This is a genomic window from Acinetobacter tibetensis, assembly GCF_023824315.1.
GTDB classification, from domain to species: domain Bacteria; phylum Pseudomonadota; class Gammaproteobacteria; order Pseudomonadales; family Moraxellaceae; genus Acinetobacter; species Acinetobacter tibetensis.
Genome location: NZ_CP098732.1, coordinates 2,902,244 through 2,921,440, shown reverse-complemented (window position 1 = coordinate 2,921,440; position 19,197 = coordinate 2,902,244). Strand labels below are relative to the sequence as shown.

Annotated in this window: 19 protein-coding genes; 9 read left to right on the top strand and 10 right to left on the bottom strand. The window is 42.1% G+C overall.

Annotation, left to right across the window (positions count from 1 at the left end):
* Positions 1-2,298, bottom strand: coding sequence for a phosphoenolpyruvate--protein phosphotransferase (ptsP, locus tag M5E07_RS14070; protein ID WP_116758678.1), 2,298 nt, complete (start codon positions 2,296-2,298; stop codon positions 1-3).
* Between the two features lie 82 nt (positions 2,299-2,380).
* Entirely contained in the window at positions 2,381-2,863 is a 483-nt protein-coding gene (locus tag M5E07_RS14065) for an RNA pyrophosphohydrolase (RefSeq protein WP_116758677.1), read from the bottom strand.
* Positions 2,864-3,045: 182 nt separating this feature from the next.
* On the opposite strand from M5E07_RS14065, the gene M5E07_RS14060 reads away from it, so the two are divergent.
* Entirely contained in the window at positions 3,046-3,699 is a 654-nt protein-coding gene (locus tag M5E07_RS14060; protein WP_116758676.1) for an HAD family hydrolase, read from the top strand.
* A 148-nt stretch (positions 3,700-3,847) separates the two neighbouring features.
* Complete coding sequence (locus tag M5E07_RS14055) at positions 3,848-4,090, top strand: DUF2789 family protein (RefSeq protein WP_252220153.1); 243 nt, start codon at positions 3,848-3,850, stop codon at positions 4,088-4,090.
* A gap of 46 nt (positions 4,091-4,136) precedes the next feature.
* On the opposite strand, the gene M5E07_RS14050 is transcribed toward M5E07_RS14055, so the two are convergent.
* Positions 4,137-4,994 carry a LysR family transcriptional regulator gene (locus tag M5E07_RS14050; protein WP_116758674.1) on the bottom strand — a complete coding sequence of 286 codons (858 nt, stop codon included), beginning with the start codon at positions 4,992-4,994 and terminating at the stop codon, positions 4,137-4,139.
* 137 nt (positions 4,995-5,131) lie between these two features.
* Entirely contained in the window at positions 5,132-5,359 is a 228-nt protein-coding gene (locus M5E07_RS14045; RefSeq protein ID WP_116758673.1) for a DUF2061 domain-containing protein, read from the bottom strand.
* 227 nt (positions 5,360-5,586) lie between these two features.
* Here M5E07_RS14045 and leuC point away from each other — a divergent pair, with 227 nt between their 5' ends.
* The 5 genes from leuC (at position 5,587) to M5E07_RS14020 (ending at position 10,146) form a co-directional block, all read left to right on the top strand.
* Positions 5,587-7,005 (top strand): 3-isopropylmalate dehydratase large subunit, encoded by a 1,419-nt coding sequence (leuC, locus tag M5E07_RS14040; protein WP_116758672.1) that lies wholly within the window; start codon positions 5,587-5,589, stop codon positions 7,003-7,005.
* Between the two features lie 21 nt (positions 7,006-7,026).
* A complete protein-coding gene (gene leuD, locus M5E07_RS14035) occupies positions 7,027-7,677 on the top strand; it encodes a 3-isopropylmalate dehydratase small subunit (RefSeq protein ID WP_116758671.1) in 651 nt (216 codons plus the stop codon).
* 100 nt (positions 7,678-7,777) lie between these two features.
* Positions 7,778-8,341, top strand: a complete 564-nt coding sequence (locus M5E07_RS14030; RefSeq protein WP_116758670.1) for a hypothetical protein — start codon at positions 7,778-7,780, stop codon at positions 8,339-8,341.
* 42 nt (positions 8,342-8,383) lie between these two features.
* Positions 8,384-9,463, top strand: a complete 1,080-nt coding sequence (leuB, locus tag M5E07_RS14025) for a 3-isopropylmalate dehydrogenase (protein WP_116758669.1) — start codon at positions 8,384-8,386, stop codon at positions 9,461-9,463.
* Positions 9,464-9,774: 311 nt separating this feature from the next.
* A complete protein-coding gene (locus M5E07_RS14020; protein WP_116758668.1) occupies positions 9,775-10,146 on the top strand; it encodes a lysozyme inhibitor LprI family protein in 372 nt (123 codons plus the stop codon).
* A gap of 66 nt (positions 10,147-10,212) precedes the next feature.
* On the opposite strand, the gene infA is transcribed toward M5E07_RS14020, so the two are convergent.
* Complete coding sequence (gene infA, locus M5E07_RS14015; protein ID WP_001284370.1) at positions 10,213-10,434, bottom strand: translation initiation factor IF-1; 222 nt, start codon at positions 10,432-10,434, stop codon at positions 10,213-10,215.
* 229 nt (positions 10,435-10,663) lie between these two features.
* On the opposite strand from infA, the gene M5E07_RS14010 reads away from it, so the two are divergent.
* A complete protein-coding gene (locus M5E07_RS14010) occupies positions 10,664-11,671 on the top strand; it encodes an AraC family transcriptional regulator (protein ID WP_116758667.1) in 1,008 nt (335 codons plus the stop codon).
* A 52-nt stretch (positions 11,672-11,723) separates the two neighbouring features.
* Here M5E07_RS14010 and truA read toward each other — a convergent pair whose 3' ends face one another.
* The 5 genes from truA to asd form a co-directional block, all read right to left on the bottom strand.
* The gene (gene truA, locus M5E07_RS14005; RefSeq protein WP_116758666.1) at positions 11,724-12,521 is read right to left on the bottom strand and encodes a tRNA pseudouridine(38-40) synthase TruA; all 798 of its coding nucleotides are present in this window, start codon (positions 12,519-12,521) and stop codon (positions 11,724-11,726) included.
* Between the two features lie 18 nt (positions 12,522-12,539).
* Positions 12,540-13,511, bottom strand: coding sequence for an asparaginase (locus M5E07_RS14000; protein ID WP_252223847.1), 972 nt, complete (start codon positions 13,509-13,511; stop codon positions 12,540-12,542).
* Between the two features lie 46 nt (positions 13,512-13,557).
* Positions 13,558-14,871 (bottom strand): T4P machinery localization factor FimV, encoded by a 1,314-nt coding sequence (fimV, locus tag M5E07_RS13995; RefSeq protein ID WP_116758665.1) that lies wholly within the window; start codon positions 14,869-14,871, stop codon positions 13,558-13,560.
* A gap of 68 nt (positions 14,872-14,939) precedes the next feature.
* Positions 14,940-16,391, bottom strand: coding sequence for a FimV/HubP-related protein (locus tag M5E07_RS13990; protein WP_252220150.1), 1,452 nt, complete (start codon positions 16,389-16,391; stop codon positions 14,940-14,942).
* Between the two features lie 140 nt (positions 16,392-16,531).
* Positions 16,532-17,650 (bottom strand): aspartate-semialdehyde dehydrogenase, encoded by a 1,119-nt coding sequence (gene asd / locus M5E07_RS13985; RefSeq protein WP_252220147.1) that lies wholly within the window; start codon positions 17,648-17,650, stop codon positions 16,532-16,534.
* 188 nt (positions 17,651-17,838) lie between these two features.
* Between asd and M5E07_RS13980 the strand changes: the two genes are divergently transcribed.
* The gene (locus M5E07_RS13980) at positions 17,839-18,960 is read left to right on the top strand and encodes an endonuclease/exonuclease/phosphatase family protein (protein WP_252220144.1); all 1,122 of its coding nucleotides are present in this window, start codon (positions 17,839-17,841) and stop codon (positions 18,958-18,960) included.
* Positions 18,961-19,197: the final 237 nt, after the last annotated feature.

Genomic DNA, 19,197 nt, shown 5'->3' with positions numbered 1-19,197 from the left:
TTAAGCACCCACAATACGAGTACTTGATTTCACCATATCGGCTAAGCCATGCGTTTTGAAATAATATTCCATCCAACTTTTTATCATGAGTGGATTACTCATTTTTAAAACACGATCCAGTTGTTCTTGAGCATCAGACATCGGAACATGACAAATCGCTTTACGTACACGCAAGATGTTACTTGAACTCATAGAAAGCGTATTAAAGCCCATTGCCATAAGCAGGACGGCAGAGAGCGGATCACCCGCCATTTCACCACAAATACTGATGGGCTTATTGTACTTATGACACTCTTGAACCAAACGCGTGAGCGCTCTTAAAATTGAAGGGTGAAAGTGTGAGTAGACATTGGCAACGCGTGGATTATTACGGTCAACCGCCAATAAATATTGGGTTAAGTCATTCGAACCCACTGAGAAGAAATCCACCAGCTCTGCAAACTCTTCAATTTGTAGCAGCACACTCGGTACTTCAACCATTATGCCAATTTTCGGCTTATTGATTTTAACCTGCTCTTCTTCTTGCACCGCTTGCCAGTCACGATCGAGTAAATACAAAGCTTCTTCGACTTCACTGACACTGGTCACCATCGGCAATAAAATATGCAGATTATTTAGTCCAATGCTAGCTTTGAGCATCGCTCGAATTTGTGAAGAAAAAATTTCGGGATGATCGAGGGTAAAACGAATACCTCGCCAGCCCAAGGCAGAGTTTTCTTCTTCAATCGAGAAATAAGGCAAATCTTTATCCGCACCAATATCGAGGGTACGCATAACCACAGGCTTGTTGGCAAAGTGGCTGAGCTGTTGACGATAAATGGCACGTTGTTCTTCTTCTCCGGGGAAGCGGTCACGTAACATAAATGGAATTTCAGAGCGATATAGACCAACACCTTTGGCGCCACGTTGTACACCACGAACGACATCAATCATGAGACCTGTATTCACATAAAGAGGCACAGCAACGCCATCAGGCGTAATTGCATCTTTGGTCTCATATTGCTTGAGATCTTTGGCAATTTGCTCTTCTTCTTTTTGGATTTCTTTATAGCGAGTACGTAAACGACGTGGTGGATTAATAAATACCCGACCTTGATGTGCATCGACAATCATCTCAGCATCATCAAGGGTATTAATTGGCAGTTCAGTCACCCCAACCACTGTTGGAATTCCTAGTGCACGTGCCACAATGACCATGTGCGAATTCATTGCCCCTTCGCTGGTCACAATCGCTGCAATCTTATCCACTGGTAATTCGACCAATGCCGCAGTTGAAATTTCTTCGCCAATCAGGATGCTTTCGTCGGTCAGTTCACGGTGGCTAGAATCAGCTTCTTGTAAAAAAGCCAAAATACGTCGACCTAAATCTTTCAGGTCGGCCACGCGTTCGCGTAAATAGTCATCTTCCATTTGTGCAAATAGCGCAATATGGTTTTCAATCACAATACGGACGGCACCTTGTGCCCAATTCCCATCCCGGATTTCCGATTTAATTTCGGCTGGTAGGGCATTTTCGTCCAGCATACGCAGGAAGACGCTAAACAATGCACGTTCTTCTGCCATCAAGGCATCTTGCATTTTATCGTCGAGCGATTGAATTTCTTCTCGAACAGCCTTGAGTGCACTATCCAGTAAAGCCAATTCTTCGCTAATGTCATCAGCTTCACGGTCTGGTACTGCCGATAAGTCAGCAGGAGGATATAAAATGACAGCGCGACCTAATGCAATACCTCCTGAACCAGACACCCCTTGGAAGGTTTTGTAAGCAGGTAAATTGTTGGGTTTACGGAACACATCAATATTGCCAACAGCATGTGCGTGCGCGATTACGCCTGAAAGCTGCGCACAGAGTGTGACAAGAAAGGATTCAGCCGCTTCACTAAAATCTTGTTTATCTTTATTTTGAACCACCAACACACCCATCACCTTGCGACGGTACATGACGGGTACACCGAGGAAAGAGTTATAAATTTCTTCCCCAGTTTCTGGTAGGTACATAAAGCGTTCATGTTTGGGTGCATCGTCTAGATTGACAATCTCTTCGCGTTGTCCAACCAGACCGACCAAACCTTCGCCTGTGTGTAAGGACACATGTCCGACAGATTCAGGATTTAGCCCTTTAGAAGCCATGAGCAGATAACGTTGGTTACGTTCATCTAAAAGATAGATCGAGCAGACATCGACATGCATCGCTTCAGCGACCTGATTGACCATAATATCGAGTGATTCATGCATACTGGTGGACGCATTGATTTCTTGCACAATACGTCTAAGGGTATCCAGTTGCATGTTCGACATAGAGTCTGCTCCCAAAAAAAATGTAAATTAGTTTTATTTATAGCAATAGTGTCTTAAAAAATCTGCATATTTATACATTTTTTTAAGGTTTTTTTATGGGTAATTGATTGCACAATTCCACCATAGCTTTACGGTAGACATCTCGCTTGAAATTCACCACCTGCCCTAATGGATACCAATAGCTCACCCATTGCCATTGGTCGAACTCGGGTGGATCGGACAAATTCAATTGAATATGCTGTACCGAAGCGGTTAACTTGAGTAAAAACCACTTTTGTTTTTGACCTATACATACGGGGTCTGAATCCGTACGTATATACCGATGTGGCAAACGGTAGCGCAACCACCCTTTAGTTTGCGCTACAATTTCGACGTGTTCGGGCAGTAAGCCAACTTCTTCTCTCAGCTCACGATAAAGTGCCTGTTCGGGGGTTTCTCCATATTGGATACCTCCTTGTGGAAATTGCCAAGCATTGTGTCCAATGCGTTTTGCCCATAAAACCTGTCCAAAGTCGTTTGCCAAAATGATCCCGACATTGGGTCGGAAACCTTCAGAGTCGATCATTTGGCTACCTAAATTTTGTGTAATATTGTGGCTTCGCGTTCGGGGATTGTTATTTCTTTATCCAACTCGAACCAAAACAAAGCTAAAATGTTAAAATTGCTATGATCTTAACGAATTTCTATCGACTAGCGGAGATAGATTTACAATTTTTTTCTTAAATTTCAGTTTTTACGAGTATTTTCATGAAATTGGCGCTATTTGATCTCGATCACACCTTACTGAATACCGATTCAGATCATTCTTGGGGAGAGTTTTTAGTCAATGAAGGACTGGTCGACCCCATCCGCCATCGTCAAATGAACGACAAATTTTATGAAGACTATAAGGCAGGGCAATTAGACCCGATTGCCTACAATGAATTTGTATTTGAATTTTTGACCCAGCATGACAACCAGTATTTAACCGAATTACATGAATTGTTCATGCAGAAAGTGATTCGTCCTCAAATGCGCCCTGAGGGTTTCGCTGCTATTGAAAAGCATCGTGAAGCAGGCCATGCCTTGGTCGGAATTACCGCCACTTCAGATTTTATTACTGCGCCGATTTTTCGTGAATTTGGTATTACTGAAATTATTGCCACCAATGCTGAAGTGGTTGATGGAAAATACACGGGTAAAGTGATTAATATTCCATGCTACCAAAAAGGCAAATTGGCGCGTTTAGATTTATGGTTGGCGGGCCGTGAAGTCAAAGAGTCTTGGGCTTATTCTGACTCCATCAATGATCGTTTTCTGTTGGAATATGCAGACCATGCGATTGCGGTGAATCCAGATGATCGTCTAGAAGTTTTGGCCAAAGAACAAGGTTGGGCTATTCAAGATTGGTCGATTAGCTAAAGCGTTTTTAGTAGATTTTGATGAACAAGCATAGGGGATTGAAATCCGCCTATGCTTTTTTCATGGACAGATTAAAGAGATTTAACAGTTTTTAGGCTGTTGAGTTGATATGCTAATTGGGAAAATAAGAAAACTGAAGGACATGAGCATGAATCAAGTTCGACCAAGAATGACACATTTATTTGAACAGCTCGGTTTAGACGCGAGTGAAGATGCAATTGCGTTATTTATTGTGACCCATCAACTGAATGCACAGACGCATCTTGTACAGGCAGATTATTGGAGCGAAGCGCAACGTCAATTTTTAGAAGAAAAAATTCAGTCCGATGGAGAATGGGCGATTGTCGTGGATCAGTTGAATGAATCGTTGCATGAAGATTCAGTTACCTAACTTGTTGAGCCTTCTACGGCAGTGCGATTACTGAAGGCTCACTCTGTTATTTCATCATTTCAATCAGCTCTAGTACTGCTTTCGACTGGGTACGTCCAGGGTGCCAAACCATGCCCAATTGACGATTCATTTCAAACCGAATGTCGAGTTGCTGTAAATCTTGATTGAGCAGGGTTTGTGGTAAGACTGACCAGCCTAGACCAATTGAAACCAACATCCGAATAGATTCTAGTGGATTATTACTCATGGTAATTTTCGGCTTTAATCCCTGTTTTTCAAATTCTGCTAAGGTAATTTGACTGGTATAGGTTTGGGCAGAGGGCAATAAACTTGGATAGGCAATTAAATCTTCCAGTTTTAGGTTTTTCTTTTGTGCCAAGGGATGAAAGGGGGCTGCAACGAACACCAGAGGATCATTCCAAATGGTGACATAATTGAGTCGATGATCGCCTTGTGGAGGTAAAGTAAGGAAAGCCAGTTCTAAATCACCTGCAAGGACTTGCTCGTGTGCTTGTTCTGAGTCGACAAAATGTACATCTAAGGTGACTTGTGGAAATTGTTGTACATAATGGCGTAAATGATGCGGCAGATGATGCAGACCAATGTGATGACTGGTGCCAATCTTGAGTTTACCTTGTACCTGTCCTTGTTCATGGCTCAGGGTATGGTGAATATCGCCGAGTTCATTTAACCAGTTTTTAACTTTCGGTAATAAAGAATGTGCAGCGTGGGTCGCTTGAACGCCACGTCCTGCCGATTCAAATAATTTCACCCCAAAATAATCTTCTAAGCTATGAATACGTTTGGTTACCGCAGGTTGGGTAATGAACAGTTGGTCCGCCGCTAAAGAAATTGAACCTGTTTCCATGACTTTTACAAATGCTTCAAAGGCAGCCAAATTCATTGTGGAGATCCATAAAGTTTTTTTATATATATTCTATTATTTAGAAACTTTAAGGATTAATCAAATAAAAAAGCACCCGAGGGAGGGTGCAAAGAGGAACTCAAGCTCAAGGACATACTGGATTACACGCAGGATTCTTAAGGTTGCGTTGCGGTTATTGTTTGCTTATCCCAGACTTTTTCGTGGAAGAAAAAGGCAAATGCTTGTACTGTAGGTTCGAGTAAACTTAAAGTGATTGCCATGATCAGGCTACCTGTCACACAGTATCCGACCAACATCGCGACACTTATATGCATAATGTAATAACTAAAAGTTTTCTTTAAAGTGCGTTGGTTGTGTTGAACAAAGTGATAAAGGTGTGCCATGCGTCATGCCTTGAGCTGTGGGGAATAAGTAAATAATAATGATTTTCGTTTGATTTGTTAAAACGAATATATTTTTTAAATTGATCGGATAGTTAGATGATAAATGGGGGCTTAAATTATTCCAAAAAGTTTTTAAATTTATAAAAATGATAAATTAGATTTATATTATTTCAGCGCTATAATCACTTAAAGTAAAGAAATTACCCAGTTCTATGGAGCGCGTCGACATGGCAGGCAAAACCTTATATGACAAATTGTGGGATGACCACTTAGTAAAACAACGTGATGATGGTTCGTGCTTACTTTATATCGACCGTCATTTATTGCATGAAGTGACTTCACCGCAAGCTTTTGAAGGTTTACAACTTGCTGGACGTCAACCTTGGCGTTTAAGTGCGAATGTCGCGACTCCTGATCATAACGTACCGACTTCAAAGAAAGAGCGTGAGCAAGGAATTGCAGGGATTGAAGATGATACTTCACGTATTCAAGTGCAAACTTTGGATGACAACTGTGAAGCCTTCAATATTGTTGAATTTAAAATTAATGATATCCGTCAAGGGATTGCACATGTCGTTGGGCCAGAACAAGGTTTAACTTTGCCAGGTATGACGGTAGTGTGTGGTGATTCGCATACGGCAACTCATGGTGCTTTTGGCTGTTTGGCGCACGGGATTGGCACTTCAGAAGTTGAACATGTATTGGCAACCCAATGCTTGGTTCAGAAAAAAATGAAGAACATGTTGGTTCGTGTCGACGGTACTTTAGGGCAGGGCGTAACCTCAAAAGATGTGGTGTTAGCGATCATTGGTAAAATTGGCACAGCAGGTGGTACGGGTCACGCGATTGAATTTGGTGGTCAAGTGTTCCGTGATATGTCCATTGAAGGCCGTATGACCGTATGTAACATGGCGATTGAAGCGGGTGCACGTGTGGGTATGGTCGCTGTTGATGACAAAACCATTGCCTATGTGAAAGACCGTCCTTATGCACCAAAAGCAGAACAATGGGATGCGGCGGTTGAGTATTGGAACACTTTACATTCTGATGCCGATGCTGAGTTTGATACCGTCGTGGTATTACAAGGCGAAGAGATTGAGCCACAGGTGTCTTGGGGAACTTCTCCAGAAATGGTGATTCCAGTTTCGCAAGCGGTACCGACTTTGGCACAAGCGAAAGATGACGTGCAGCGCAATGACTGGACACGTGCCTATAACTACATGGGCTTAGAAGCGGGTCAAGCATTGTCGGATATTCAATTGGATCGTGTATTTATTGGTTCATGTACCAATTCACGAATTGAAGATATTCGTGCAGCGGCAGAAGTGGTGAAAGGTCGTAAAGTAGCTGCAAGCATTAAGCAAGCCATGGTGGTTCCAGGGTCTGGTTTAGTCAAAAAACAGGCAGAAGAAGAAGGTTTAGATCAAGTTTTCCTTGATGCAGGTTTTGAATGGCGTGAACCAGGTTGCTCAATGTGCTTGGCAATGAATGCCGATAAATTACAGCCGGGTGAACATTGTGCTTCGACTTCAAACCGTAACTTTGAAGGTCGTCAGGGCAATGGTGGGCGCACACATTTGGTGAGTCCAGCAATGGCAGCCGCCGCGGCGATTGCAGGTCATTTTGTTGATGTTCGTACATTCTAATTGGACTAAGGGGAGCAAAACATGAAAGCTTATACCGTTGAACAAGGTATTGTTGCACCATTAGACCGTGCCAATGTCGATACCGACTTAATTATTCCAAAGCAGTTTTTAAAATCAATTAAGCGCACAGGATTTGGCGATAACTTATTTGATGAATTACGTTATTTAGATGAAGGCTATCCAGGACAGGACAATTCTAAACGTCCCAAAAATCCAGATTTCATCTTAAATCAACCACGTTATCAAGGTGCATCGGTTCTTATTTCGCGTGCCAATTTCGGTTGTGGTTCAAGCCGTGAACATGCACCTTGGGCATTGGAAGAATACGGTTTCCGTACCGTGATCGCACCAAGTTATGCCGATATTTTCTTTAATAACAGTTTTAAAAACGGCATGTTGCCAGTTATTTTGGCTGAAGAAATTGTCGATCAACTTTTCAAAGAATGTGCTGCGACAGAAGGTTATCAACTTACGATTGATCTTGCTGCACAAGAAGTACGTACACCCAATGGTGAAGCATTCAAATTTGAAGTTGATCCATTTCGTAAGCACTGCTTATTGAACGGTTTAGATGACATTGGTTTAACTTTACAAGTACAAGATGATATCCGTGCTTATGAAGCGAAAACCAAACAATCACGACCTTGGGTTTTCCAAGAAATCCAAGGCTAAAGGTTGCATATTTAGTCATGACAACACCGCCCAACTCTTGCTAACATCGGGGCATAATCAACATGATAAATGCTTTATTACGCAAGGTTGGGCTAGCAAAATGACGAAAGTTTTCGGTCAATGTGTTATTGCGGGATTGTTGTTCAGCACACTGAGCGCATGCCAGTGGGTAGATAGTGCTCGCATTAAGCAAGTGGAATATGCCGAAAGCCCATCATCAAATGCTTTAATTTATTGTTCTGGAACACATAATTGTGAGTTTGAGCGTTTAGGCGACATTTTTATTGTCGATGCGCGAACCCATCGAGTAAATTCTGAAGCAATTGATAAAGGTTTGGTTCGTTTACAAGCCAAAACCTTGAATCAGCCGAATGCATTGTATTTATCTGCGCCTGCGAAACAACAAGAATTGGTGATTCGATTTTATCCAATTTCACCAGATCGAGCAGAAACTTTGCATGTGATTCATGCGTTTAAAGCCAAACAAAGCTATACCTTTAAAATGTATCGGGATCGAACTCGACAACATATCAGTTTATTGAATGCATCTGCTCCAGACCCACTGTGCGTAGATTTGCAGCAAGAACAAAAAACAATTCGTCGCTTTTGCAGACCGTATGACCCGCAAACTGGGTTAGGTGAGTTTGTAGAGCAAAAAATTTAATCTCTAAACAGTCCTAGTACTGATGAAATAATGGAAGTTCTCATGTCTAAACAAATTTTGATTTTGGCGGGTGATGGTATCGGTCCTGAAATTGTCAAGGCCGCAGAGCATGTACTCGATCGAGTCAATGAAAAATTTAATTTAGGTCTCACATGGGAACATGGCCTATTGGGTGGTGCAGCCATTGATGCACATGGTGAACCGTACCCAGCAGTGACAGCGGAACAGGCAAAAAAAGCCGATGCAATTTTGTTAGGTGCTGTGGGTGGTCCTAAATGGGATAGCATTGAGCGCTCAATTCGTCCAGAACGTGGCTTGTTGAAAATTCGTAGTGAATTGAATTTATTTGCAAATTTACGTCCTGCGATTCTTTACCCACAATTGGCAGATGCATCGAGCTTAAAACCTGAAATTGTTGCGGGCTTGGATATTCTGATTGTACGTGAATTAACAGGCGGGATTTACTTTGGTCAGCCACGTGGTATTCGTGAATTGGAAAATGGCGAGAAGCAAGGCTTTAACACCGATGTCTATTCAGAGTCAGAAATTAAGCGTATTGCGAAAGTGGCTTTTGAGTTAGCTGGTTTGCGTGGTGGCAAAGTCTGTTCAGTCGATAAAGCCAACGTCCTTGAAGTGACAGAGCTTTGGAAGCAAACCGTTACCGCATTAAAAGAAGAGCAATATCCTGAAATTAATTTGTCACATATGTATGTCGACAATGCAGCCATGCAGTTGGTGCGTGCGCCTAAGCAGTTTGATGTGATTGTAACGGGTAACTTATTTGGCGATATTTTGTCAGATGAAGCAGCCATGTTGACAGGTTCAATTGGGATGTTGCCATCAGCTTCTTTAGATGAAAATGGTAAAGGCATGTATGAGCCGTGTCACGGTTCGGCACCAGATATCGCAGGTCAGAACGTGGCGAACCCATTGGCGACCATTTTGTCGGTTGCCATGATGTTGCGTTATACCTTCCGTGAAGAGGCTGCTGCACAGGCTATTGAAGACGCGGTAGGACAAGTTTTGGATCAGGGCCTACGTACTGCGGATATCATGTCGGAAGGAATGAATAAAGTAGGTACAGTGGAGATGGGGCAGGCTGTAGTTGCTGCACTCGCATAATCTCTTTGTCGTGTAAAAAACGCAGCCATCGCTGCGTTTTTTATGGGGGGGAAGATTTACCCATAACAGGCGGTAAATGAGCTTGTGCAGACTCGAGGGACTCAGGCTTATTCGTTCAGTAGGATGTCTGACTCATAGAGAAGAATGATGGGTTGTAGTAATTTTTTGATGCAAGGTCAAAAGCAAATTACTGTCTAGAGCAGTACAGCGCAGAGATAAAAAAGATACAACCTTGTCTGTCTATGGGCAATGTTCAAGTTCAGCAAAATATGCTTAGATAGGCCATATAATAAAGCGATTTGGACAATTTCATGCGCAAAATCATATTGGCTCTCCTCTGCGGGGCGATGGCAACCTTCAGCTATGCAGATAACTGTGACAATGCTCGTAACACCTATGATGATATTTACTGCACCAATAAAATTTATGCCAGTGCAGATGCCGATTTGAATAAGAACTATCAACAATTACGTAAACAACTGAATGCAGCACAACAAAAAACGTTGAAAAAGTCACAATTGGCATGGATTCGTCAGCGCGATGCGGAGTGTACCGATGACGTACAAAGTACTGTTAATGTGCAGTGTCGTTTAACCACCACTCAGGATCGTAACCACTGGTTACAAGAACGTTTACGTGAATGTCAAACGGTGGGCTGTAAAACCTCACGTTTAAGTGAATAGGTGTAGAAGATCTCGATATAAAAAAAGCCACATGATGTGGCTTTTTTTGCTTTCACTAATCAGAGCTTAGCGTGCACGATAAGTGATACGACCTTTCGTGAGGTCATAAGGGGTCATTTCTACCTTCACACTGTCGCCAGTTAAAATGCGGATATAGTGTTTACGCATTTTACCAGAAATGTGGGCAATCACTTCGTGACCGTTTTCTAAACGTACACGGAACATCGTATTAGGAAGCGTTTCGGTGACAACGCCTTCGAACTCAATGAGTTCCTCTTTATTGGCCATAGCCTACCTGATGATCAAATTGGAAAGGGGCAAATTATAGTCAATTTTTTAGAAAAAATCAAGAATCAAACCCTTGAGAACGTGTTAGCTGGCAGTAAATTAAGCGAACTGGCGGTTTCAAAAAAATCCGGAAAAATTTGACTATAGATGTTGTCAGTTTGGTCAATCGCAGTTAATCTAAATTTATTGTTTTAGGTATAAATGAATCACATACAAGGAAGGTCATTGCGTGGGTCAGCTAACGGATGCATCGGTTGTACTACGATTGGGCTATCAGGCGATTCGTCGTTCAGGATTACCAACCGAAGAAATTTTAACAAAAGCAGGGGTCGCCTTAAATCAAGTTCAGGCCAATGATCGTACCCCATTAAATGCGCAGTTTGCTTTTTGGACAGCAGCCGAAGATGTCAGTAAGGACCCTGATATCGGTTTGCATTTGGGTGAGCATTTGCCTTTATATCGTGGGCAGGTGATTGAACATTTATTTATTAGTAGTGAAAATTTTGGTGAAGGTCTTAAGCGTGCTTTGGCCTATCAGCGTTTAATTAGCGATGCCTTTCATGCCCGTTTGATTGTTGAAGATGATCGTTGTTATTTGACCAATGGTGAGCAGCCGTGGGCGGAAAATTTAATTAATCGACATTTTTCTGAATGTGCTATGTCAGGGATCTTGCGCTTTTTTAAATTTATTACGGAAGGACGTTTTCAGCCGCTGTATATCGACTTTAATTTTTCTCAAGGTGCACCAGATGACGAATATTTCCGTGTCTTTGAGTGTCCTGTGAGCTTGGGTCAAAAAGAAACACGGCTTTATTTTGATCCTGCGATTTTGGCTTATCCATTGTGGCAGGCCGAACCTGAGTTATTGCAATTGCATGAACAATTGGCAATTGAAAAACTGCAAGAATTGGCGCGCTATGATTTGGTAGGTGAGGTACGCCGTGCGATTGGTTCAACCTTAGAAAGCGGTGAAACCACTTTAGAAACGGTTGCTGTACATTTAAATATTACGCCGCGTCGTTTACGTACCCAACTGAGTGAAGCCAATACCAGTTTTCAGCAGATTCTATCGGACTATCGTTGTCGTTTAGCGAAAAGGCTGCTTGCGAATACCAATGAAAGTGTAGAGCGGATTGTTTATTTGACCGGGTTTTCAGAGCCGAGTACGTTTTATCGTGCATTTAAGCGCTGGACCAATGAAACACCTGTTGAATATCGAAAACGTAAACAGCGTTAGTTTAAAATTTAAAAAACCTCCCATGTGGAGGTTTTTTATTATATGTAGAGCATTAATCTGGCATGTTTAACCAATGAGGACCTAAAGGCACTTTGGGTAAATCAAACTGCGCTGGATAATCGGCATGAATAAAATATAAGCCATCGGGTGGGGCTGTTACGCCCGCTGCTTTACGATCTTGTGCAGCGAAAATATGGTCAATATGGTCAATGTCATACATGCCTTGTCCAATTTCCAGCAAACAGCCCATAATATTACGCACCATATGGTGTAAGAAGCCATCGGCTTGAATATCCAGCACCAAATATGCGCCATGTCGAATTAAGCGACAATGGCTCACGTGGCGCACAGGTTGATTGGACTGACAAGCCGCAGCACGAAAGCTTTCAAAATTATGTGTACCTTCAAACTTTTTTGCAGCAGCAATCATTTTTTCTACATCTAATGTGTAGTGTGCATGGGTTACTTGTTTATGCAGTAAAGCAGGGCGTTGTGGATGGTTATAGACCACATAGCGATAACGACGTGCTTGAGCCTTGAAACGGGCATGAAACTCATGATCCATCTCCTTAATCCATTGGATGGCAATGTCTTTAGGTAGTTGGCTATTGGCACCCATTAACCAGCCACGTAGAGGTCTGATTGCATGTGTATCGAAATGAGCCACCATATTGGTTGCATGTACACCTGCATCAGTACGACCTGCGCCATGTAGTGCAATGGGTTCGGCTGCAACTTTACTCAGGATAGTTTCAAGTGTTTCTTGCACACTGATTACCCCGGCTTGTTGGGTTTGCCAGCCACGATATCCTGCGCCTGAAAATTCAATGCCAATGGCAAAACGTTGCATAGATCTATTTACCTTTGATTAAACCGAGTCATGCCAATGGGTGAAACATTGATCAATGGAATCATGCTTGAGATACATCAACAGCGCTTTGGCATATAAGTCTGCATGGCTGATGCAATCACTCACCACTACACCAGCATCCTGAATCCAACTGCTAATCGCATAGCGTTGGTCAGTTTTGCCAAAGCTGACCTGAGTGGTAAGTAAAACCATACAACCTTGTTGACGTAGCTGTTTAAAGCATTCGATACAGTCTGCATTGACTGAGATATTGCCTGTACCAAAGCCTTGTAAAATGAGAAAACTAGGCGGATGTTGTGCAATAGTCTTAATGTTTTGTAATTGCTGATCTAATGCAATGGGTTGCATCATAAGATTTAGACAATTGAATTGATTGGCTTTGATTAGATCTTCAGCTTGAACTGGATAAGCCGACTCGGGTTGACGCAGTTCTTGTTGGCTACTTAGCCCTGAGAAAGCATCAAGTTCCGTGGTGTGTTGTTTTAAAACACTGCGTCCATGAAATAACTGCTGATGAAAGGCAAGATATACGCCAACGGGTTGAGTTTGAACGGCATGTAATGCAAAGCTTAGGTTGTCGATGGCATCGGTAAATTCACGTGTGTTGGTACCCTGAATATTGAGTAGAGGATATTGGCTACCCGTAAGCACAACATGCGCGGATTGTCCTAGGAATCGAGAGAGGATGGCACAGGCATAACTCATGGTATCTGTGCCATGGATAAGCACAAAATGCTGGAACTGTTGTAATTGGAGCCGTTGTACAAATTGTATTAACTGTAACCAATCGGCAGGTGTGCAGGCGCTACTGTCTTTAATGACAGGTGCAATCATGCATTCAACGGTCAAATCCAGAGGTAAGACTTTCTTAAGTTGAGGTAGAAACTCATCAGCAGGCATAGGGCTCAGTGGTTCACCCACGCAGCCAAAGGTCCCACCCATATAAATCAAAGCAATTTTTTTCATCATAAAAAAAGCAGTCATGTATGACTGCTTTATAGTAGAGGGAAATGCCTTAAGATGCTATTTGATTCAGTAACTGTTCCGCGCGTTGCTGCTGTTCCGCTGAAAAATTATTCGAACTCTCAGCAAACAGTTGACGAGCTGCTTCATAAGAGCCGAGTTGAATATACTGTTGTACTAAATCTAAATTCAATGTGCTTTCATTGATTTGTCCAAGTTCTGGAAAAGATTGCACCAGTGGATCTTGTAGATGAACATCTGTTTGTACAGCAGACGTGGCAAAGTCTGTTGTTTCCGTCATGTCTTGAGGAATCGAGTGTGCTGTTGCAAGATCTGTCTTTGGTGACTCTAAGTCAAAAGACATAGTAGATACTTCTGATTGCACCTCGACTTGCGTCGTTGCTTTTTCAGCACTTGGTTGTTCAAGATCAAACGAAAATTTGAATTCTGGCTGATCTTCAGATTTTTCTGTTATCGGTGCAGTAACAGTTTCAACGACTGCTTCAGTTGTTGGTGCAGGATCTAAATTAAACGAAAATTCTAAATCTTTAAGTTCAGTAACAGCTAATTCACTTTCTTTTTGTACCTGAACTGGTTCTTCAACTTGAGGTTTCAGCTCAACTAAATCATCAAATTTCAGAGACGGAGCATCTGATTCTGGTGTTGGTTCTATGGTAGGTTCAATGATTTCAGGGCTTACACTGAAAGACTTAAACTCTAACGGCTTTTCTTCAACAGGAGAGGTACTAGGTGTTTCCGCCTGCAACAGATCAAAAGAACTTGATGTTGTAACTTTATTTTCAATGAGTGCATCAAAATCTGGTGCGTTTTGTGCCGCAGGGGTTGGTTCAGCATAGCTTGAAAGCGTTTGCGGCTGAAAGTCGATAGTGTCTACCGATGAAAGATGCTCTTTTTCATGTTCAGCTTTTTTCTGTTCCGCTAGCGCCAGAGTTTCTTCAAGTTCAAGCGAGCGTAAATGATTGAATAATTGGCTAACCGCAAATTCATCTTTTTGTTCTAGATGGATATCTAATAACAATAAATAAAGTTCATGTTGGGAATTATCTTTATTCAGTGCCTGATTAATTTGTGCTTCTGCTGCAAAGTAATTGCGATCACGAATTTGCCCTTGAATTTGGCTGCGTAACTCGTTACTTAGTGGTGTTTCCTGTTTTTTTTCAATAACTGGATCTTCCACCACTTGGGTTTTTTGTGGGGTTTTCCGTTTATTTACAGGAGTTTTGGCTTTATTACGAGCCGCAGTCGTTTTTTTTGGTGCCGTATCGGCTTCTTTACTAGCTTCTCGTTTTTTTAAAACAATTGCCACGACTAACAAAAGTATAAACGGAATCACATAAATCAGCATGTTTTACCCCTTACGAATCAAATGTAATCTTAAGACACTGATTCTAATATTAAAAAATTTATAACACGTTAGCTGTTTGGCTTTTTCTGTGCTTGTTGTGCTTTCAACTGTTGTTGCAATTGTGCAAGACGAGCATTTAATAATTGAATTCTTTGGTCCTTTTGACGTAGTGCCAATTCCAGCTGAGTTACGTTTCTCTGTAATTTAACGGTTTTTTCCCGAGATGTCATAACTTTTAATGACAATTCATTTGATATTTGCTCATTCTTAGCTTTCTGCTTTGCTGTTCCATTGGTGGTTTCGGGGTTCTTTTCTGCCACTAAGCTCATTTCGGCTTGATTCAGGCGATATTTTGCTTTTCCAGATTGTTTTGCCACTGTGTTGGGTGGAGCCACAATTTTTTGTTGGGATTTATTGGCGGTATTGGTTTGTAAGTTTAAAGTCACCCCACGACGTAATCGATTGATATCACCCCGAATAAATGCATGCGAGTTTTGGGTTTTAATTTGCTGCATCACTTCACCAATTGGACGATTTTGCTCAGTGGCAACCCGTTGTGCAATTGCCCAAAGCGATTCATTGTTTTGTACGGTATGCTGATTAGGCTGAACTTTTTTCACGTCAGCTACTGCCGCAGTAGGAGCAGGCTTGATGGTTGCTGGCTTTGGTTCAGTTGGTAATTTGGGTGTTGAAGTTGTTGCTTGAGCTGATGCAGCAGAAACTTTCGCTGTTTCCGCACGTTTCTGATACTGCTGTACTTGCGGGGCAGATGACTGTTTAGGGGTTAGATTTGCCGTATTGGAGGTATTTTTGGCAATGCTTGTCGTTGACTTTGCTGAGTCAGTCTGAGTTTCGGTAAGCACTTTGGCCTGTGCTGCTGGTGTACTCGCGGTATTTAAACTAGAAACGACGATAGGCGCTTCATTTGAGTCAGTCACTGTTGCCAACTTTGGCGGTTGTATTGTTTTTAGTTTTAGTGAATCAACTGAATTGGACATTGGATTCAGTTGTGCTGCTTCAGGAGGCTGAAGTTGAGCACTGGTCGGCAAGTTAAGCGCAATATCCTTTTCACTCACAATCATGATTGGACTAAGCACTTTTTCATTGGCTTTGGCACTAAACATCGGCTTAGGTGCAGTGGTACGTTGGATCGGTGTACGAATATGGCGTAAATGTACCGCATTACCTTCCTGAATACGCACCACGATATTCAGCTCAGATTCCGTCAATGGACGAGATGACGTGATGGTAATGACGCCCTCACCTGAACTGTTTTGTCGAGAAAAGAAATTCAGATGACCTGGAGGTTGATGAACAACACCTAAGGTATTGATATCTTCTGGTGTCGCCAAGCTGACTTGAACAGGCTCATCGGTTTTTGCATGATGAAATGGAATTTCTGCGTAGAGTAATTCTCCAGGCGCAGACTGGATCTGTAATGGATCAATACTAATCGCGTGAAGATTTTGCGATGCAATAATGGCGAGAATAGCAATTTTTAATTTGTTATATACAGTCATCTTAGTTTTGACTCTGGTCATATATCGCAACGAGAGAATTATACATTACCGAGATGTTGAGGAATTGTAAATGGATAACATTCTAGTTACATAAAAAGCCGATCATAATTGATCGGCTTTGTTTGAAAATTTAAAAATGCTTATGCATTTTTAAAATCAATTAGAATACGTAGCATACGGCGTAGTGGTTCAGCAGCACCCCACAACAGTTGATCACCCACAGTGAATGCACCGAGGTACTCTTTACCCATATTCAGTTTACGTAAACGGCCTACAGGAACGCTAAGTGTGCCTGTTACTGCAACAGGAGTCAGATCAGTCATTGAAGCTTCACGCGTATTTGGAACGACTTTCGCCCATTGGTTCGCGCTACGTAACATGTCTTCAATCTCATCTAGCGGCACGTCTTTTTTCAATTTCAACGTAACTGCTTGTGAGTGACAACGCATGGCACCAATACGGACGCAGTGGCCATCAATTGGAACAATCTGCTGATTGCCTAAGATTTTGTTGGTTTCAACTTGACCTTTCCATTCTTCTTTCGATTGACCGCTTTCAAGCTGTTTATCGATATACGGAATGAGGGAACCCGCTAACGGTACGCCAAAGTTTGCAGAAGGGAAACCTTCACCACGTTGTAATTCAGCAATTTTAGAGTCGATGTCTAAAATTGGAGAGCGTGGGTCATCTAATAAATCTTTGGTGTTGTTGTACAAATAGCCCATACCAGAGATCAGTTCACGCATATTTTGCGCGCCTGCACCTGAAGCCGCTTGATAGGTCATTGAGGTTGCCCATTCCACAAGGTTATTTTGGAATAAACCACCTAAGCCCATCAGCATCAGTGAAACGGTACAGTTACCGCCGACAAATGTTTTAGTGCCATTCACTAAACCATCTTTAATCACGTTCATGTTGACAGGGTCAAGCACGATGATGGCTTCATCTTCCATACGCAGGGTAGAAGCTGCATCAATCCAATAGCCTTTCCAGCCTTCAGCTTTTAACTTTGGAAAGACTTCAGAGGTATAGTCGCCACCTTGACAGGTAATAATGACATCCATTTGCTTCAGACTGTTAATGTCTGTCGCATCCATAAGTGCTGGGGCAGTCTTACCACCAAATGCAGGGGCTTCACCACCTGCATTACTGGTAGAAAAATAGAATGGCTCAAAGTGAGCAAAGTCATTCTCTTCAACCATACGTTGCATAAGGACAGAACCAACCATCCCGCGCCAACCGACCAGACCTACTTTCATGTCATTTTGCCTCGGTGCGTTAAAAATTTAAAAGGGGTTTGAGTGTATCAAAAGCGACCACAACTGCAAGTACTACATAAGTAAAACATCACTATAATTGAACGAAATAACTTGTTTATGATACATACAGAATTGATAAAGTTAGTCCAGATTTAGTTTACCAAACGGAATAGATTGAGAAAAACAATATGATTTGGGTGGAAATCTTGGCGGCTGTTGTGGTGATTCTGACGTTTTGGTCATTGATTCCGCGTGATGAATGGTGGATTCGCGGAGCCGATTTTCCACGACTACAAATTTTAGCACTTGGGCTTCTGGCCTTTATTTTACTGATCTTTTGGCCTAATCCTTGGGATTTACAACGTGAATTGATTTTCGTCGCGTTAATCGCAGCCTTGGCATATCAGTTAAAAATGGTTTTACCTTATACCTTCGTGTGGAAAAAACAGGTTCAGACTGTTTCTCACGAGCAATTGCAGCCCGAGCGGCAGATTTCATTATTGGTTTCGAATGTACTCACACCCAATACACAATATCACTTATTAATTGCACAAATTACTCAATTGAAACCCGATCTGGTTTTGACCTTAGAAACAGATCAGTGTTGGCAACAGGCATTACAGGTGCTTGAGGCGGATTATCCTTATTGTGTCCCGATTCCCTTAGATAACCTGTATGGCATGCATTTGTATAGTCGCTTGAAACTCATCGATACAGAAGTGAAATTTATTTTAAGTGATGAAATTCCTTCCATTCATACTACTGTGCTGCTGCTTTCAGGGCAGCCTGTGCAGTTGTACTGTCTACATCCGAAACCGCCTAGTCCGACTGAAGCCAAGGATTCAACGTTAAGAGATGCTGAATTGTTGATTATCGGTGATCAAATCAAAGAGCTGGATCAAAGCTGTATTGTCATGGGGGATTTGAATGATGTGGCTTGGTCACGAACGACGCGTCTATTCCAACGGATCAGTGGCTTACTCGACCCGCGAGTTGGGCGGCATTATGTGAATACTTTTCATGCCGATTATCCCTTTTTACGCTGGTCTCTCGACCATGTGTTTCACAGTACTGATTTTGCTCTCATTCAAATGCAGCGTTTACCGCATATCGGTTCAGATCACTTTCCTATCTATGTCAAATTACAAACGGGACGTCTATTTGAGCAACAGCAAGAGGAATTGGAGCAAACGGATGCAGATGAGCAAGAAGCTCAGATTGCCATACAAGAAGGGATTGAAAAAGCGGAGCGAGAAGAAAAAATAGTAACGGATGAAATTGCACAGGATTATAAAAACGAGAAGCAGTAAACAAATTGCATGAGAAATTGTGTAGGAAATTGCTTACAAAGGTTTCGGTCTCTGACGAATGGTCGAACGATAAGAATTCTTTTATTCTTATTTCATCAGCACACGGAACAGGGAACGGAACATCCCACTAAGGAAGACGACGCTGAAGGAAAATCATCACGGAAATGATGGCTGGTTAGGACGACCAAACACTAAAACAAGAATTATGATTGAAAGCACAACCTCATATGCCCGAGT

Bases quoted from the DNA above. Each gene is read 5' to 3' on its own strand.
- ptsP (WP_116758678.1), bottom strand. From the start codon at position 2,298: ATGTCGAACATGCAACTGGATACCCTTAGACGTATTGTGCAAGAAATC.
- M5E07_RS14065 (WP_116758677.1), bottom strand. From the start codon at position 2,863: ATGATCGACTCTGAAGGTTTCCGACCCAATGTCGGGATCATTTTGGCA.
- M5E07_RS14060 (WP_116758676.1), top strand. From the start codon at position 3,046: ATGAAATTGGCGCTATTTGATCTCGATCACACCTTACTGAATACCGAT.
- M5E07_RS14055 (WP_252220153.1), top strand. From the start codon at position 3,848: ATGAATCAAGTTCGACCAAGAATGACACATTTATTTGAACAGCTCGGT.
- M5E07_RS14050 (WP_116758674.1), bottom strand. From the start codon at position 4,994: ATGAATTTGGCTGCCTTTGAAGCATTTGTAAAAGTCATGGAAACAGGT.
- M5E07_RS14045 (WP_116758673.1), bottom strand. From the start codon at position 5,359: ATGGCACACCTTTATCACTTTGTTCAACACAACCAACGCACTTTAAAG.
- leuC (WP_116758672.1), top strand. From the start codon at position 5,587: ATGGCAGGCAAAACCTTATATGACAAATTGTGGGATGACCACTTAGTA.
- leuD (WP_116758671.1), top strand. From the start codon at position 7,027: ATGAAAGCTTATACCGTTGAACAAGGTATTGTTGCACCATTAGACCGT.
- M5E07_RS14030 (WP_116758670.1), top strand. From the start codon at position 7,778: ATGACGAAAGTTTTCGGTCAATGTGTTATTGCGGGATTGTTGTTCAGC.
- leuB (WP_116758669.1), top strand. From the start codon at position 8,384: ATGTCTAAACAAATTTTGATTTTGGCGGGTGATGGTATCGGTCCTGAA.
- M5E07_RS14020 (WP_116758668.1), top strand. From the start codon at position 9,775: ATGCGCAAAATCATATTGGCTCTCCTCTGCGGGGCGATGGCAACCTTC.
- infA (WP_001284370.1), bottom strand. From the start codon at position 10,434: ATGGCCAATAAAGAGGAACTCATTGAGTTCGAAGGCGTTGTCACCGAA.
- truA (WP_116758666.1), bottom strand. From the start codon at position 12,521: ATGCAACGTTTTGCCATTGGCATTGAATTTTCAGGCGCAGGATATCGT.
- M5E07_RS14000 (WP_252223847.1), bottom strand. From the start codon at position 13,511: ATGATGAAAAAAATTGCTTTGATTTATATGGGTGGGACCTTTGGCTGC.
- fimV (WP_116758665.1), bottom strand. From the start codon at position 14,871: ATGCTGATTTATGTGATTCCGTTTATACTTTTGTTAGTCGTGGCAATT.
- M5E07_RS13990 (WP_252220150.1), bottom strand. From the start codon at position 16,391: ATGACTGTATATAACAAATTAAAAATTGCTATTCTCGCCATTATTGCA.
- asd (WP_252220147.1), bottom strand. From the start codon at position 17,650: ATGAAAGTAGGTCTGGTCGGTTGGCGCGGGATGGTTGGTTCTGTCCTT.
- M5E07_RS13980 (WP_252220144.1), top strand. From the start codon at position 17,839: ATGATTTGGGTGGAAATCTTGGCGGCTGTTGTGGTGATTCTGACGTTT.